The 15,742-nt window shown below is 59.1% G+C and carries 11 protein-coding genes, 2 tRNA genes and 3 rRNA genes; 10 read left to right on the top strand and 6 right to left on the bottom strand.

Going from position 1 to position 15,742, the window contains the following annotated elements:
- Positions 1 to 84 precede the first annotated feature (84 nt).
- The 9 genes from ACZCWR_RS21675 (at position 85) to xylB (ending at position 9,885) form a co-directional block, all read left to right on the top strand.
- Positions 85 to 1,616: ribosomal RNA gene (locus tag ACZCWR_RS21675) — 16S ribosomal RNA — on the top strand.
- 91 nt (positions 1,617 to 1,707) lie between these two features.
- Positions 1,708 to 1,784: transfer RNA gene (locus ACZCWR_RS21670), tRNA-Ile, on the top strand.
- Positions 1,785 to 1,804: 20 nt separating this feature from the next.
- Positions 1,805 to 1,880: transfer RNA gene (locus tag ACZCWR_RS21665), tRNA-Ala, on the top strand.
- A gap of 302 nt (positions 1,881 to 2,182) precedes the next feature.
- A 23S ribosomal RNA gene (locus tag ACZCWR_RS21660) occupies positions 2,183 to 5,069 on the top strand.
- A 122-nt stretch (positions 5,070 to 5,191) separates the two neighbouring features.
- Positions 5,192 to 5,305 (top strand): 5S ribosomal RNA (gene rrf / locus ACZCWR_RS21655).
- Together the 16S, 23S and 5S rRNA genes with 2 tRNA genes alongside form the textbook arrangement of a ribosomal RNA operon.
- Before the next feature lie 158 nt (positions 5,306 to 5,463).
- Positions 5,464 to 6,114 (top strand): hypothetical protein, encoded by a 651-nt coding sequence (locus ACZCWR_RS21650; protein WP_487303675.1) that lies wholly within the window; start codon positions 5,464 to 5,466, stop codon positions 6,112 to 6,114.
- A 3-nt stretch (positions 6,115 to 6,117) separates the two neighbouring features.
- Positions 6,118 to 7,158: a LacI family DNA-binding transcriptional regulator gene (locus tag ACZCWR_RS21645; protein WP_487303674.1), complete on the top strand. Its 1,041-nt coding sequence runs from the start codon at positions 6,118 to 6,120 to the stop codon at positions 7,156 to 7,158.
- A 131-nt stretch (positions 7,159 to 7,289) separates the two neighbouring features.
- Positions 7,290 to 9,101 carry an IlvD/Edd family dehydratase gene (locus ACZCWR_RS21640; RefSeq protein ID WP_487303673.1) on the top strand — a complete coding sequence of 604 codons (1,812 nt, stop codon included), beginning with the start codon at positions 7,290 to 7,292 and terminating at the stop codon, positions 9,099 to 9,101.
- 16 nt (positions 9,102 to 9,117) lie between these two features.
- Entirely contained in the window at positions 9,118 to 9,885 is a 768-nt protein-coding gene (xylB, locus tag ACZCWR_RS21635) for a D-xylose 1-dehydrogenase (protein WP_487303672.1), read from the top strand.
- 13 nt (positions 9,886 to 9,898) lie between these two features.
- Here xylB and ACZCWR_RS21630 read toward each other — a convergent pair whose 3' ends face one another.
- Positions 9,899 to 10,243, bottom strand: a complete 345-nt coding sequence (locus ACZCWR_RS21630) for a hypothetical protein (protein WP_487303671.1) — start codon at positions 10,241 to 10,243, stop codon at positions 9,899 to 9,901.
- 262 nt (positions 10,244 to 10,505) lie between these two features.
- On the opposite strand from ACZCWR_RS21630, the gene ACZCWR_RS21625 reads away from it, so the two are divergent.
- Positions 10,506 to 11,618, top strand: a complete 1,113-nt coding sequence (locus ACZCWR_RS21625; RefSeq protein ID WP_487303670.1) for an MBL fold metallo-hydrolase — start codon at positions 10,506 to 10,508, stop codon at positions 11,616 to 11,618.
- An 80-nt stretch (positions 11,619 to 11,698) separates the two neighbouring features.
- On the opposite strand, the gene ACZCWR_RS21620 is transcribed toward ACZCWR_RS21625, so the two are convergent.
- The 5 genes from ACZCWR_RS21620 to clcA all read right to left on the bottom strand — a co-directional run bounded on the left by ACZCWR_RS21620 (position 11,699) and on the right by clcA (position 15,722).
- Positions 11,699 to 11,860, bottom strand: a complete 162-nt coding sequence (locus ACZCWR_RS21620; RefSeq protein WP_031363615.1) for a DUF1328 family protein — start codon at positions 11,858 to 11,860, stop codon at positions 11,699 to 11,701.
- 212 nt (positions 11,861 to 12,072) lie between these two features.
- The gene (locus ACZCWR_RS21615) at positions 12,073 to 12,240 is read right to left on the bottom strand and encodes a hypothetical protein (RefSeq protein ID WP_487303669.1); all 168 of its coding nucleotides are present in this window, start codon (positions 12,238 to 12,240) and stop codon (positions 12,073 to 12,075) included.
- A gap of 333 nt (positions 12,241 to 12,573) precedes the next feature.
- Complete coding sequence (locus ACZCWR_RS21610; RefSeq protein WP_487303668.1) at positions 12,574 to 13,188, bottom strand: LysE family translocator; 615 nt, start codon at positions 13,186 to 13,188, stop codon at positions 12,574 to 12,576.
- Positions 13,189 to 13,309: 121 nt separating this feature from the next.
- Positions 13,310 to 14,338: an aldo/keto reductase gene (locus tag ACZCWR_RS21605; RefSeq protein WP_487303667.1), complete on the bottom strand. Its 1,029-nt coding sequence runs from the start codon at positions 14,336 to 14,338 to the stop codon at positions 13,310 to 13,312.
- A gap of 70 nt (positions 14,339 to 14,408) precedes the next feature.
- Positions 14,409 to 15,722, bottom strand: a complete 1,314-nt coding sequence (gene clcA, locus ACZCWR_RS21600; protein ID WP_487303666.1) for a H(+)/Cl(-) exchange transporter ClcA — start codon at positions 15,720 to 15,722, stop codon at positions 14,409 to 14,411.
- Between the last annotated feature and the right edge of the window lie 20 nt (positions 15,723 to 15,742).

Raw genomic sequence — 15,742 nt, 5'->3', positions numbered from 1 at the left:
TCATCTTCGGATGGAGTCAATCATCGTCAGTACGTTGAGTGAGCGACCGGTTCTTAACGGAACCGAAAAACAGTAACAGGGTTTGAACTGAAGAGTTTGATCCTGGCTCAGATTGAACGCTGGCGGCATGCCTTACACATGCAAGTCGAACGGCAGCACGGGGGCAACCCTGGTGGCGAGTGGCGAACGGGTGAGTAATACATCGGAACGTGTCCTGTAGTGGGGGATAGCCCGGCGAAAGCCGGATTAATACCGCATACGATCTACGGAAGAAAGCGGGGGATCGCAAGACCTCGCGCTAGAGGGGCGGCCGATGGCAGATTAGCTAGTTGGTGGGGTAAAGGCCTACCAAGGCGACGATCTGTAGCTGGTCTGAGAGGACGACCAGCCACACTGGGACTGAGACACGGCCCAGACTCCTACGGGAGGCAGCAGTGGGGAATTTTGGACAATGGGGGCAACCCTGATCCAGCAATGCCGCGTGTGTGAAGAAGGCCTTCGGGTTGTAAAGCACTTTTGTCCGGAAAGAAAACCTACCTGTTAATACCGGGTGGGGATGACGGTACCGGAAGAATAAGCACCGGCTAACTACGTGCCAGCAGCCGCGGTAATACGTAGGGTGCGAGCGTTAATCGGAATTACTGGGCGTAAAGCGTGCGCAGGCGGTCTGTTAAGACCGATGTGAAATCCCCGGGCTTAACCTGGGAACTGCATTGGTGACTGGCAGGCTTTGAGTGTGGCAGAGGGGGGTAGAATTCCACGTGTAGCAGTGAAATGCGTAGAGATGTGGAGGAATACCGATGGCGAAGGCAGCCCCCTGGGCCAACACTGACGCTCATGCACGAAAGCGTGGGGAGCAAACAGGATTAGATACCCTGGTAGTCCACGCCCTAAACGATGTCAACTAGTTGTTGGGGATTCATTTCCTTAGTAACGTAGCTAACGCGTGAAGTTGACCGCCTGGGGAGTACGGTCGCAAGATTAAAACTCAAAGGAATTGACGGGGACCCGCACAAGCGGTGGATGATGTGGATTAATTCGATGCAACGCGAAAAACCTTACCTACCCTTGACATGGTCGGAAGTCCGCTGAGAGGTGGATGTGCTCGAAAGAGAACCGGCGCACAGGTGCTGCATGGCTGTCGTCAGCTCGTGTCGTGAGATGTTGGGTTAAGTCCCGCAACGAGCGCAACCCTTGTCCTTAGTTGCTACGCAAGAGCACTCTAGGGAGACTGCCGGTGACAAACCGGAGGAAGGTGGGGATGACGTCAAGTCCTCATGGCCCTTATGGGTAGGGCTTCACACGTCATACAATGGTCGGAACAGAGGGTTGCCAAGCCGCGAGGCGGAGCCAATCCCAGAAAACCGATCGTAGTCCGGATCGCAGTCTGCAACTCGACTGCGTGAAGCTGGAATCGCTAGTAATCGCGGATCAGCATGCCGCGGTGAATACGTTCCCGGGTCTTGTACACACCGCCCGTCACACCATGGGAGTGGGTTTTACCAGAAGTGGCTAGTCTAACCGCAAGGAGGACGGTCACCACGGTAGGATTCATGACTGGGGTGAAGTCGTAACAAGGTAGCCGTATCGGAAGGTGCGGCTGGATCACCTCCTTTCTCGAGCTTCGCACGAAGGTACTGGGTGTTCGCACACAGTACCGTGCATTCAAGCGCTCACGCTTATCGGCTGTTGTAGAAGACAGGCTAAGGGTCTGTAGCTCAGTCGGTTAGAGCACCGTCTTGATAAGGCGGGGGTCGTTGGTTCGAATCCAACCAGACCCACCACGAGTCGGGATGTATGACAGGGGGGATTAGCTCAGCTGGGAGAGCACCTGCTTTGCAAGCAGGGGGTCGTCGGTTCGATCCCGTCATCCTCCACCACGCATGACCTTTGAGTCTTCAATGCACAGCGTTCGACCCCGAGCGCTGTGCATTGGCGACTGTAGCCAGTTGATGTCGCGGGCAGTGAAGTAGCTTGTCGGCTAAACGTTCTTTAACAATCTGGAAGAAGTAGTAGAGAGATGCACTGAAAGCACTTAGAGATGGGTGTGAGTAGGGGCATCAGGGTAGTGATTGTATCGAGTATGAAAAGTGATCTTAAATGATGACTTGGAATACGGCACAACGCGAATACTCAGCCTATAGCGGGACGTGACAAGCGCAAGCAGACACACTCGTTATAGGGTCAAGCGAACAAGTGCATGTGGTGGATGCCTTGGCGATCACAGGCGATGAAGGACGCGGTAGCCTGCGAAAAGCGGAGGGGAGCTGGCAAACGAGCTTTGATCCTCCGATATCCGAATGGGGAAACCCGGCCCGTATGGGTCATCCTAAGCTGAATACATAGGCTTAGCGAAGCGAACGCGGTGAACTGAAACATCTAAGTAACCGCAGGAAAAGAAATCAACCGAGATTCCCAGAGTAGTGGCGAGCGAAATGGGATCAGCCTGTACCTTTTATCTGTATTGTTAGTCGAAGGCGCTGGAAAGCGCGGCCATAGCAGGTGATAGCCCTGTAGACGAAAACAGTATGGAAGAACTAGGGGTACGACAAGTAGGGCGGGACACGTGAAATCCTGTCTGAAGATGGGGGGACCATCCTCCAAGGCTAAATACTCGTGATCGACCGATAGTGAACCAGTACCGTGAGGGAAAGGCGAAAAGAACCCCGGGAGGGGAGTGAAATAGATCCTGAAACCGCATGCATACAAACAGTCGGAGCCTGGAAACGGGTGACGGCGTACCTTTTGTATAATGGGTCAGCGACTTACGTTCAGTAGCGAGCTTAACTGATTAAGGCAGGCGTAGCGAAAGCGAGTCCGAACAGGGCGATCAGTTGCTGGGCGTAGACCCGAAACCAAGTGATCTATCCATGGCCAGGTTGAAGGTGCGGTAACACGTACTGGAGGACCGAACCCACTAACGTTGAAAAGTTAGGGGATGAGCTGTGGATAGGGGTGAAAGGCTAAACAAACTTGGAAATAGCTGGTTCTCTCCGAAAACTATTTAGGTAGTGCCTCGTGTATCACCTTCGGGGGTAGAGCACTGTCATGGTTGTGGGGTCCATTGCGGATTACTACGCCATAGCAAACTCCGAATACCGAAGAGTGCAATCACGGGAGACAGACATCGGGTGCTAACGTCCGGTGTCAAGAGGGAAACAACCCAGACCGCCAGCTAAGGTCCCCAAGATTGGCTAAGTGGGAAACGAAGTGGGAAGGCTAAAACAGTCAGGAGGTTGGCTTAGAAGCAGCCACCCTTTAAAGAAAGCGTAATAGCTCACTGATCGAGTCGTCCTGCGCGGAAGATGTAACGGGGCTCAAGCCAGTCACCGAAGCTGCGGATACACGTTGAAAGACACGTGTGTGGTAGGAGAGCGTTCCGTAAGCCTGCGAAGGTGCGTTGAAAAGCGTGCTGGAGGTATCGGAAGTGCGAATGCTGACATGAGTAGCGATAAAGGGGGTGAAAAGCCCCCTCGCCGTAAGCCCAAGGTTTCCTACGCAACGTTCATCGGCGTAGGGTGAGTCGGCCCCTAAGGCGAGGCAGAAATGCGTAGCTGATGGGAAGCAGGTCAATATTCCTGCACCATTGTTAGATGCGATGGGGGGACGGATCGCGGAAGGTTGTCCGGGTGTTGGACGTCCCGGTCGCTGCGTTGGAGAAGGCACTCAGGCAAATCCGGGTGCGTAATTCAAGGGCGTGGCGCGAGCTTCTTCGGAAGCGAAGCAATTGGAAGTGGTTCCAAGAAAAGCCTCTAAGCTTCAGTCTAACGATGACCGTACCGCAAACCGACACAGGTGGGCGAGATGAGTATTCTAAGGCGCTTGAGAGAACTCGGGAGAAGGAACTCGGCAAATTGGTACCGTAACTTCGGGATAAGGTACGCCTCTGTAGCTTGACTGGCCTGCGCCAGGAGGGTGAAGAGGTTGCAATAAACTGGTGGCTGCGACTGTTTAATAAAAACACAGCACTCTGCAAACACGAAAGTGGACGTATAGGGTGTGACGCCTGCCCGGTGCCGGAAGATTAAATGATGGGGTGCAAGCTCTTGATTGAAGTCCCGGTAAACGGCGGCCGTAACTATAACGGTCCTAAGGTAGCGAAATTCCTTGTCGGGTAAGTTCCGACCTGCACGAATGGCGTAACGATGGCCACACTGTCTCCTCCCGAGACTCAGCGAAGTTGAAGTGTTTGTGATGATGCAATCTCCCCGCGGCTAGACGGAAAGACCCCATGAACCTTTACTGTAGCTTTGCATTGGACTTTGAACCGATCTGTGTAGGATAGGTGGGAGGCTATGAAGCGTGAACGCTAGTTTGCGTGGAGCCGTCCTTGAAATACCACCCTGGTTTGTTTGAGGTTCTAACCTTGGTCCGTGATCCGGATCGGGGACCGTGCATGGTAGGCAGTTTGACTGGGGCGGTCTCCTCCCAAAGTGTAACGGAGGAGTACGAAGGTACGCTAGGTACGGTCGGAAATCGTGCTGATAGTGCAATGGCATAAGCGTGCTTAACTGCGAGACCGACAAGTCGAGCAGGTGCGAAAGCAGGTCATAGTGATCCGGTGGTTCTGTATGGAAGGGCCATCGCTCAACGGATAAAAGGTACTCTGGGGATAACAGGCTGATACCGCCCAAGAGTTCATATCGACGGCGGTGTTTGGCACCTCGATGTCGGCTCATCTCATCCTGGGGCTGTAGCCGGTCCCAAGGGTATGGCTGTTCGCCATTTAAAGAGGTACGTGAGCTGGGTTTAAAACGTCGTGAGACAGTTTGGTCCCTATCTGCCGTGGGCGTTGGATATTTGAAGGGGGCTGCTCCTAGTACGAGAGGACCGGAGTGGACGAACCTCTGGTGTACCGGTTGTCACGCCAGTGGCATCGCCGGGTAGCTATGTTCGGAAGAGATAACCGCTGAAAGCATCTAAGCGGGAAACTCGCCTTAAGATGAGATATCCCCGGGGCTTCGAGCCCCTTGAAGGGTCGTTCCAGACCAGGACGTTGATAGGTCAGGTGTGTAAGTGCAGTAATGCATTGAGCTAACTGATACTAATTGCCCGTAAGGCTTGATCCTATAACCAGTGTGTTTGTGCTCCACTGGTTGAGTGACGCCTTGTGCCACAGTCACTACCCAAACACTTCTACTTCTTCCCAGATTGGTTGTTGGCCCCCCAAAGCCCGCAACAACAAGTCATGCCTGATGACCACAGCGAGTTGGTACCACCCCTTCCCATCCCGAACAGGACCGTGAAACGACTCCACGCCGATGATAGTGCGGATCTCCCGTGTGAAAGTAGGTAATCGTCAGGCTCCTCATGCCGCAATCAAAAACCCCACCTACAAAGGTGGGGTTTTTGCGTTTGGGAGAACGAAAACAACGAATGCCGATAGGATCACGAAGACCGCAATTCTGTCGGTAGAATGGCAGCGAAAGGTTGTCCCCGTCATGCCGACCATTCGGAGCGCATATGAGAACGAGCCTGTTGATCGCCGCCGTCGGCATCAGTGTGTCGATGCTGTTCGCGGCCTGCGGCAAGAAGAACGACGCGAGCGAGTCCAGTCTGGGCGATACCATTTCCGCCGACATGAAAACCAGTCGCGGCTTGCTATGCCTGAACCGCAGCGGGCGCGGCGTCTACACTTTCCCTTCGGTCTATACGGACCGCGATCTCAACGAATATTCCGCCGGCGCGCTGCGCGAACAACTCGCCGCGTTGGAAAAGGCCGGACTGATTGCCCGCGCGGCGCCGACATCGGCGAATGCGAACGCCAGGCAGAACGGCATCGCTTATGGTTTGACGGGCGAAGGGCAGAAGTACGCGGTCGAAACGGCGCGCCCCGCAGGCGACCCCAACGCCACCGCCGACGCCCGCGTTTCCATGCTGTGTTACGCGCACGTCAAGCTCGACAAAGTGGTCGGCTGGACCGAGCCCGATCCCACCGCGCATCGCTCGGACGTGACCTACACCTACAAGCTCGAAAACGTGGCTTCATGGGTCGATGACCGCGAGATCAAGCGCGCCTTCCCCGAAGTCACCGCCGCCGACCGCGAAGCCGGCGATACCAAATTGCACATGACGCTCGAACAGCGCCCGGACGGCTGGGTGAGGGTGGACTGACGCATGCCGTCGACCGCCCGTGATCCGGTGACCACGCCGCCGCGCATGTCCGATGTCGCGAAGCTGGCGGGCGTCTCGAAGATGACCGTCTCGCGCGTGCTCGCGGGCCACAGCGTGGCCACGGTGACGCGCGAGCGCGTGCAGAAGGCCATCGAAGAACTGGGTTACGTGGCGGATGCCGCGGCCGGCGCGCTGTCGTCCGGGCGCTCCGAGTTCGTCGCGGTGCTCGTGCCATCGCTCGCCAGTTCGAATTTTTCGGATACGGTGCGCGGTTTATCGGCATCGCTGGAACCGCACGGCTTGCAATTGCTGATTGGCGATACGGACTACCACCTCGATCGCGAGGAGCGGCTCGTGCGTTCCATGCTGCGTCATCAGCCGCGCTGCATCGCGCTGACGGGTTCGCGGCATACGGATGCCACGCGCACGCTCTTGCGCCGCTCGGGCATTCCGGTCGTGGAGATGTGGGATTCGCCGACCGATCCCATCGATGCGGCCGTCGGTTTTTCCAACAGCAATGCCGCGCGCGAGATGGTGCGTTATCTTGCGGAGAAAGGTCATAGCCGCATTGGTTTTCTGGGTGGCGCAAGCGAACTGGACCGGCGCGGTCTCGATCGTCTCAAAGGCTTTCGCGCGCAGATGAAAGCGCTCAATCTCGACGATTCGCGCGTGATCCGCGTGGGTGAATCACCGATCACGATGAGCCACGGCGGCCCCGCCATGAGCGCGCTGCTCGAACAATGGCCCGACACGCAGGCCGTCATGTGCGTGAGCGACATGTCCGCGTTCGGCGCGATAATGGAATGCCATCGGCGCGGCCTGTCGGTGCCTGGCGACATGGCAATTGCGGGCTTCGGCAATTTCGAAGTGTCCGCGTGCTGCGCGCCGACCATCACCACCGTTTCCGTCGATGCATACGGCATCGGACTCGGTACGGGCGAAACGCTGCTTGCCGCGCTCGAAGCACGCGAGCGCGGTACTGAAGAACCAAAGAGCAAGCGCGTGCGAGTAGGCTATTCCGTGGTGCCGCGCGAAAGCGCCTGACAAGATCGGCGTGCGGAACGTGCTACCATGCAGCGGATGTTACCGGTAACTAAAGCCGCGTCATCAACGAACGAGAGTGGCATCGGCAAATGTACATGTGCCGACGACCGCTCCTCATGGAGAGAGATGCCATGTCCCAACAGTCAAGCGAATCGACTCAGCCCGATCCGAAGCCACGCCGCCTGCGCAGTCAGGAATGGTTCGACGATCCCTCGCACGCCGACATGACGGCGCTATACGTCGAAAGATTCATGAACTACGGCCTCACGCGCGAAGAACTGCAATCGGGCCGCCCGATCATCGGTATTGCGCAGACGGGCAGCGATCTCGCGCCGTGCAATCGTCACCATATCGAGCTTGCTGCGCGCACCAAGGCCGGCATTCGCGATGCGGGCGGCATCCCGATGGAATTCCCCGTGCATCCGCTGGCGGAACAAAGCCGCCGTCCGACGGCCGCGCTCGACCGCAATCTCGCGTATCTCGGGCTCGTCGAAATCCTGCATGGTTTTCCGCTCGATGGCGTGGTCCTCACGACCGGCTGCGACAAGACCACGCCCGCTTGCCTGATGGCGGCCGCAACCGTCGACATGCCCGCCATCGTGCTCTCGGGCGGCCCCATGCTCGACGGCTGGCACGACGGCAAACGCGTCGGCTCCGGCACGGTCATCTGGCACGCGCGCAATCTGCTCGCGGCGGGCGAGATCGATTACGAAGGCTTCATGGAACTGACCACGGCATCGTCGCCGTCCATCGGGCATTGCAACACGATGGGCACGGCCTTGTCGATGAACAGTCTCGCCGAAGCGCTCGGCATGTCGCTGCCGACCTGCGCCAGCATTCCGGCTGCGTATCGCGAGCGCGGGCAGATGGCTTATGTCACGGGCAAGCGCATCGTGGACATGGTGCGTGAGGATTTGAAGCCGTCGAAGATCATGACGCGCGAGGCCTTCATCAATGCGATCGTCGTGGCATCGGCGTTGGGTGCATCGACGAATTGTCCGCCGCATTTGATCGCGATTGCGCGGCACATGGGCATCGAATTGAGTCTGGAAGACTGGCAGCGTTATGGCGAGCAGATTCCGCTTATCGTGAACTGCATGCCGGCGGGCGAGTATCTCGGTGAGAGTTTTCATCGTTCGGGTGGTGTGCCCGCAGTCATGCGTCAGCTCGATGAAGCCAGTCTGCTGCGACGCGACTGTCTCACGGTATCCGGCCGCACCGCGGGCGAGATCGCCGACGATGCACCGCCCGCGGATCGCGAAGTCATACGGACAGCCAACGATCCGCTCAAGCACGGCGCAGGCTTCATGGTGTTGTCGGGAAACTTCTTCGACAGCGCGATCATGAAGATGTCCGTGGTCGGCGAAGCCTTCACCAAAACCTATTTGAGCGAGCCGGGCGCGGAGAATACCTTCGAAGCGCGCGCTATCGTGTTCGATGGACCCGAGGACTATCACGACCGCATCAACGATCCTGCATTGGAGATCGACGAACGCTGCATCCTCGTGATTCGCGGCACGGGCACGGTGGGTTATCCGGGCAGCGCGGAAGTCGTCAACATGGGGCCGCCTGCTTCGCTCATCAAGCAAGGTATCGATTCGCTGCCTTGCATGGGCGATGGTCGTCAGAGCGGCACGTCGGCCAGTCCGTCGATTCTGAACATGTCGCCGGAAGCGGCAGTAGGCGGCGGTTTGTCACTGCTGCGCACGGGCGACAAGATTCGCGTCGATCTCAACAATCGTTCGGTGAACGTGCTGATCGATGAAGCCGAAATGGAAAGCCGCCGCTCGACCTCCGCGTTCGCCGTGCCCGCTGCGCAAACGCCGTGGCAGGAACTCTATCGGCAAACGGTCGGTCAGTTGTCCACGGGCGGTTGTCTCGAACCCGCGACGCTGTATCTGAAGGTAATCGAAACGCGGGGCAATCCGCGTCACTCGCATTGATCAGGAGAACGACAACATGACTTATGCGATCTACCCGAGTCTCGCGGATAAAAGCGTCATCGTGACGGGCGGCGGCAGCGGAATCGGTGCGGCCATCGTGGAAGCGTTCGTGAAGCAGGGCGCGCGCGTGTCCTTCATCGATGTCAACGAAGGCGACTCGCGCCAACTGGAACAGACGCTCGCGAACGAAAAGCACGCGCCCAAGTTCTACCGCTGCGATCTGCGCGATGTCGCCGCCATCGAAACGACCTTCGATGAAATCGCCGATACGGCCGGTGGCATCGACGTGCTGGTGAACAACGCGGCTAATGATGATCGTCATCATTGGGACACGGTGAGCCCGGCGTATTGGGACGAGCGCATGTCCGTGAATCTGCGGCATCAGTTCTTCTGCGCGCAGGCTGCGGCCAAACGCATGCGCACGCAGCGCAAAGGCTCGATCGTCAACATGGGTTCGATCTCGTGGCATCTCGCCATTGCGGACCTCACGATCTACATGACGGCGAAGGCGGGCATCGAAGGGCTCACGCATGGTCTTGCGCGTGAACTCGGCGAGCACGGCATACGCGTGAATACCGTCATTCCCGGTGCCGTGCGCACGCCGCGTCAGATGAAGATGTGGCAATCGCCCGATACGGAGGCCTTGCTCGTCGGGCAGCAGTGCTTGCATGAGCGTATCGAGCCGGAACATATCGCGCGCATGGTGCTGTTCCTTTCATCCGACGACGCCGCGCGTTGCACGGCACGCGAATATTTCGTCGATGCGGGCTGGTTCGGAACGTAACGCGCTACGACTGTTACGTAGCAGCGCGCGCGTCGCGTCGTCCTCGTTCGCTTGATCGCGGCGTCGGCGCAACGCGCGGCACCGTGCCCGCCTCGATGGCATGTTGCACGGTATCCGCCGCATCGTGATGGCCGCGCTCGTCGAGCCAATGCCACATCGCCGCGAGAAAAAGCCCAAGCCCCGGATGCCCGCAATGCGCGATGAAATCCGCGACGCCTTCGGCCAGCGCTTCGTCGCGTCCCGGCTGGCTCAGGGCGCTTGCCATGTGCGACGCGCTGCGTGAGACGAGCATCGCATGCAGGGCGTTGAGTGTTGGATTGAACGCGCGTGCAGCGTGGCTTCTTTGTTTTGTGGCCATGACAAACCCCGTAAGTGGTTCGGACGTGCAGCACACCCGGAACATTGCGAATGCGCCGCCGCCTTTGAATTTTTTTAGTCGCCGGGCAGGGCGATCGGGTATTGGTATGCAAAAAGCGGGCCGAGTTCGTTGCATCAGGTGCGAGCGGCGTTTCGCGTGAGTCGCACGCCATGCAACGTGTAGGAAAGGACACGCAAAGACGTTCGTTTCTACATTCCGTACAATCGGACGCTTACCTTGACGAATCGAAAAAACCGCAACCATGCGCCGTCTTCGTCGTTTGTCCACGTTGTTCACGCTCGCTTTGCTTTCGGGATGCACGCACGGCACGGTCGCGCAGAGCGAAGTGCCTGCCGCGTCCGCTGCTTCCGGGCCGCCTCAACCGCTGCATCACGCACGGCGCACGGCATCCGGTGAGTTCGAGAACAACTACGGCAATCTGCCGCGCGAGTCCTTGCTCAAGTGGCGCTGGGAACGGTTCACGCAAGGTCTGCCGAAGCCACCGGCGAACGGCTATCACTTTCCGATGGCGCATCCGGATATCGCGTGGCTCAAGGCGAATCGCAGCGTCGATACGTTGACGTGGATCGGCCACGCAAGCGCGCTGGTGCAGATCGACGGCGTGAACATTCTGTGCGATCCGGTTTTCTCCGAGCGCGCTTCGCCTTTCTCGTTCGTCGGACCGAAGCGCAAGGTGCCGCCCGGACTCACGCTCGATCAGCTTCCGCATATCGACGTGGTGCTGATCTCGCACAATCATTACGACCATCTGGATAAGCCGAGCATCGAAGCGCTCAACCGTCAGGCAGGCGGTCCGCCGCGCTTTCTGGTGCCGCTCGGCGTGAAGAAATGGATGAACGATGAAGGCATCCAGAACGTGCAGGAACTCGACTGGAGCGACCAAACGCAGGCCTCGGGACTCGATATCTGGTTCGTGCCGAGTCAGCACTGGTCCGCGCGCACGCCGTTCGATCGTGCTGAAACGTTGTGGGGTGGTTGGGTCGTGAAAACGCCCGCGAACGCGGCGCATCCTTATTCGTTTTATTTTGCGGGCGACACGGGTTATTCAGCGGACTTCCGCGACATCGGCGCGAAATTCGGCGGCTTCGATCTCGCGTTGATTCCGATTGGCGCGTATGCGCCGCGCTGGTTCATGCACGCGCAGCATGTGAATCCGGAAGAAGCCGTGCGTATCTTCGAGGACGTGCATGCGAAGAAAGCCATCGGCATTCACTGGGGCACGTTCGAACTTGCGGATGATCCGCTCGACGAACCGCCGCGTCTGCTTGCCGAAGCGGTGCGCAAGGCTGGCCTTCCGGCAGATGCCTTCACCGTGCTCGAACACGGCCAGATGATCCGGCTGGATACGCCCTGAATAGTTCGGATACCTTGGTAATCTAAACAAAAAAACGCGCGGGCTTCGAAGCCCGCGCGTCTATTAACAGCTTGTGAACTTCATCGCCTGAACACGCCGAGCAGCAACGTCGCGAGAAAGATCACGATAAAGATGAAGAACAGGATCTTGGCGATTTCCGTCGCCCCGGACGCGATGCCGCCGAAGCCGAAGAAGGCCGCGATGATCGCGATGATGAAGAAAATGACTGCGTACCGGAGCATGACGCCTCCCACGTGGATCGGTTGATGACTTGATTCGCCTGCGGACTCATGTCCTTGCCGCGCGCGTCGGCTCGTGCCGCAGGCAGGGACTAAGCAACCGCTGTGCCCAGTCATCGAGTAAGCCTATAAACAACGACGCCGCAACCCCGGCGTGCGGCATTGCGGCGTTCTGCATGCGCGTTTCCTAAACGCAGATGGACAGATTGTCGTGATTAACGGCTCTGGGTGCGATCGGAGTCATCGTCGTCGAGATCGTCATCGTCATCGACGTTACTGAGCGCATCCGGCAGGTTGTTCTCCAGTTCATCTCGTTCGATCTGATCGGCCAGATCGAGCGATTTGCGCGTGGCGGGACCGGATGGGCGGTTGGCTCCAGACATGGCGTACTCCTTGAACGGATTTCAAAGCCGCGCCGACAATCGACGCGAACCAACGAGGAAGCAATGCATATGCGCGCCGGACAAACGCACCGCATCCAGGAACGGTCATGGGTGGGGTGTCGGGTCTGGAAGGCGGCAGCGTTGAGATAAGCGTTCAGGTGAAACGCTGGCCGTCCCAATGTTGCAAGCGGGACGGCAGATTTTGCGTGCCGGCGCGAAATCTCAGTATGCACTCGTCCGGCGGGAGGGCCAAGCGAATTGGAAGAACTCGTCGGATGTTTCGATGCAGCGCGAATCAATCGGCGATGGGCCGGTCGAAGCGCGCCGCATGCTTCACGCTAAGAAGTGCGCGACGATCGGATAGAGCGAAAGCACGAGCAATACGGCCATCGTGATATTGAACACGCGCAGCCAGCGCGGATTGGCCAGAAAGCCCCGCAGCGATGTGCCGAACGCCGCCCACACGAAAATGCACGGCAGTCCGATCACCACGAAGATGAGCGCCATGAGCGCCGAGTTGAGCGAAAGGCTCGTATGCAAGTGGATGGTCGTGGCGGCGGTGAGCACCATCATCCACGCCTTGGGGTTGATGAGCTGGAACGCCGCCGCTTCATGAAAGCGCATGGGACGGCGTTCGCCCTCGCGCATCTGCACGGACGAAGACGTGCCGATCTTCCACGCGAGATAAAGCAGATAGACGATGCTCAGCGTCTCCAGCGCGGTATAGAGCCACGACCAGCGCTCGAACGCCTGCGCCAGACCCAGCCCCACGCCCAACATGAGCAACGCCACGCCGAGGCTGATGCCGAGCATGTGCGGCACGGTGCGCTTCAGTCCAAAGTTCACGCCCGAAGCGAGCAGCATGGTGTTGTTCGGGCCGGGCGTGATGCTCGTCACCATGACGAACAAAGCAGCGGCGGGCAGGGCATCGAGGAGCAGCATGGGCATGGCGCGTTCCGTGAAAATGGCGATTCGATCAATTTCGATCAGACCAAGTGTACGGATTCACGGCGGTACAGTACCGATACAATCGGTTAAAGGCTTCCCGGTACGGCGCCATGCTTCATGACTAAACCGGAAACGGATTACGCTCCGAGAACCCTTGCTGATGCCAATACGGATAAGCCGCCGGAACCTTGCTCGCGTCATCGAGTTTCTTGACTTGCTCGGGCGTGAGATTCCAGCCCACCGAGCCTAAGTTCTGACGCAACTGTTCTTCGTTACGCGCACCGATCAACACGGTCGCCACAGTCGGACGCTGCAACAGCCAGTTCAGCGCGATCTGCGGCACGGTCTTGCCGGTTTCGGCGGCGATGGCATCGAGCGCATCGACCACGCGATAGAGATATTCGTCCGGCACCGGCGGTCCCATATCGGCGGTCTTGTGCAAGCGGCTTTGTTCCGGCAACGGCTGACCGCGCCGAATCTTGCCCGTCAAACGTCCCCAGCCGAGCGGACTCCACACCACCGCGCCCACGCCCTGATCGAGCCCGAGCTGCATGAGTTCCCACTCGTAGTCGCGGCCGATCAATGAGTAGTAAGTCTGATTTGCGACGTAACGCGGGTAACCATAACGGTCCGCCACATCGAGCGATTTTTGCAGATGCCAACCCGAAAAATTCGACACGCCCGTATAACGAATCTTGCCCGCGCGCACGAGATCGTCGAGCGTTGAAAGTGTTTCTTCGACGGGCGTTTTCGCATCGAAGCCATGCAACTGGAATACGTCGATGTAGTCGGTCTGCAAGCGTTTGAGCGCCGCATTCACCGCCTCGATGAGATGAAAGCGCGATGAGCCGACTGAGTTAGGCGCATCAGGATCGAAGCGGAAGGTCGCCTTCGTCGAGATGATGGTCTTGTCGCGGCGACCCTTGAGCGCTTCGCCAAGAATGGATTCGGATGCGCCGCCGGAATAGATATCGGCGGTATCGAACATCGACACGCCCGATTCAAGACAGATATCGATGAGCCGTTTCGCCTCGCTCACATCCGTCTCGCCCCACGCCTTGAAGAAGTCGCCCTTGCCGCCGAAGGTGCCGGTGCCGAAGCTCAGAACCGGAACTTTGAAGCCCGATTTACCCAGATGTCGAAATTCCATCGCTCGTCCTTTGCCGTGTGAAGTTCATCGATGAGACTAACGCATCCGGGAATCGCACGCAGAAAGCGGCCTAACGTCCGCGTGCCGCGCGCGCACCCAGCGAATCGTAAATCGGCGGACAGCGCAGAAGCATCGGCACGGTCATGGCGGTGAAGCTGGCCGCGAGCATCGGCAGAAGAAGCGAGAAGCTCGCCGTCATCTCGGTGACGAGCACGATGCCCGTCACCGGCGCGCGCACGACGGCCGTGAAAAACGCGGCCATGCCGACCACCGCGAACGTGGCGTTGTCACCGGTCGCGCTCGCCATTTGCGGAAACCAGCCGATGCAGATTCGCCCGAACACGAGACCCGTTTGCGCACCGAGCACGAGCATCGGCGCGAACAGGCCGCCGGGCGTGCCTGCTGCATACGAAACCGGACCGAGCACGAAACGCAGCACGAAGATGCCCGTCACGCCCGCGATACTCCCCGCGCCCAACAACGCGCTTTCGGTGATGGCGTCGCCGCCGCCCGCGAGATGCGGCGCGAACCACGCGAGCACGCCCACCAATCCGCCGATGAGCGCCGCGCGCAAGACAGCGCGCGCCACGGTAGGCGGACGACCGAAGGCATCCGCGAGATCGAGTGTCCAGAGAATCGTGCGGCAATAGAGTGCGCCCAACAGACCGAGAATCACGCCGAGCACGAGATGCGCCGCCGTTATGCCGAAACCCGGAAAGGGCTGCGCGGGAAGATGGAAGTCGGGTGCATCGCCATGAAGCAGGCGAGCGGTCGCGATTGCTGCCGCCGATGCACCGAGCGCAGCCACTGCCGTGCGCGTATCGAAACGTCGCATGAGTTCTTCGAGCACGAACACCGCGCCTGCAATCGGCGCGTTGAATGCCGTGGCGAGTCCCGCGCCCGCGCCCGCCGCGAGCAACACGCGGCAATCGCGCACCTCGCGCTTCAACAACCGGCCGAGACTATGCGCGATGGTCGCGCCCATCTGCACGGTCGGTCCTTCGCGTCCGAGCGCGAGTCCCGCACCGATGGCGAGCACGCCGCCCACGAACTTGATGGGAATGAGCACGAGCGGCGCGGGCGGCAACTTGCCGTGCAGCACCGCTTCGACGTGCGGAATGCCGCTGCCACTCGCAATCGGCGAGTAACGCGCGACCATCCATGCAGCGAATCCGGCGGCGGCAGCGGCCCCGAGCACGACGAACACGATGGCATATTCATGCCCTGCGTGTCCCCACGCGACGAGCGCGTTGCGCCAGGCATCGCCTTGTTCGAGTGCAAGACGGAACATGGCGCCGAGCGCGCCGGTCGCCACGCCCACCACGATGGATGCCGCCGCGAGCGCAAGCAGGCCCGCGCGTTCGTCGTCCGCTTCTTCGTTCATGCAGCGCTCCGTGGATTGAT

The organism is Caballeronia sp. A2-2 (assembly GCF_057612605.2).
The sequence above is the reverse complement of the archived record's forward strand: the minus strand, read 5'-3'. Positions and strand labels throughout refer to the sequence as shown.

Excerpts from the sequence above, each read along its gene's own strand:
- ACZCWR_RS21645 (WP_487303674.1), top strand. The coding sequence starts at position 6,118 with ATGCCGTCGACCGCCCGTGATCCGGTGACCACGCCGCCGCGCATGTCC.
- xylB (WP_487303672.1), top strand. The coding sequence starts at position 9,118 with ATGACTTATGCGATCTACCCGAGTCTCGCGGATAAAAGCGTCATCGTG.
- clcA (WP_487303666.1), bottom strand. The coding sequence starts at position 15,722 with ATGAACGAAGAAGCGGACGACGAACGCGCGGGCCTGCTTGCGCTCGCG.
- ACZCWR_RS21605 (WP_487303667.1), bottom strand. The coding sequence starts at position 14,338 with ATGGAATTTCGACATCTGGGTAAATCGGGCTTCAAAGTTCCGGTTCTG.
- ACZCWR_RS21615 (WP_487303669.1), bottom strand. The coding sequence starts at position 12,240 with ATGTCTGGAGCCAACCGCCCATCCGGTCCCGCCACGCGCAAATCGCTC.
- ACZCWR_RS21630 (WP_487303671.1), bottom strand. The coding sequence starts at position 10,243 with ATGGCCACAAAACAAAGAAGCCACGCTGCACGCGCGTTCAATCCAACA.
- ACZCWR_RS21620 (WP_031363615.1), bottom strand. The coding sequence starts at position 11,860 with ATGCTCCGGTACGCAGTCATTTTCTTCATCATCGCGATCATCGCGGCC.
- ACZCWR_RS21610 (WP_487303668.1), bottom strand. The coding sequence starts at position 13,188 with ATGCCCATGCTGCTCCTCGATGCCCTGCCCGCCGCTGCTTTGTTCGTC.
- ACZCWR_RS21640 (WP_487303673.1), top strand. The coding sequence starts at position 7,290 with ATGTCCCAACAGTCAAGCGAATCGACTCAGCCCGATCCGAAGCCACGC.
- ACZCWR_RS21650 (WP_487303675.1), top strand. The coding sequence starts at position 5,464 with ATGAGAACGAGCCTGTTGATCGCCGCCGTCGGCATCAGTGTGTCGATG.
- ACZCWR_RS21625 (WP_487303670.1), top strand. The coding sequence starts at position 10,506 with ATGCGCCGTCTTCGTCGTTTGTCCACGTTGTTCACGCTCGCTTTGCTT.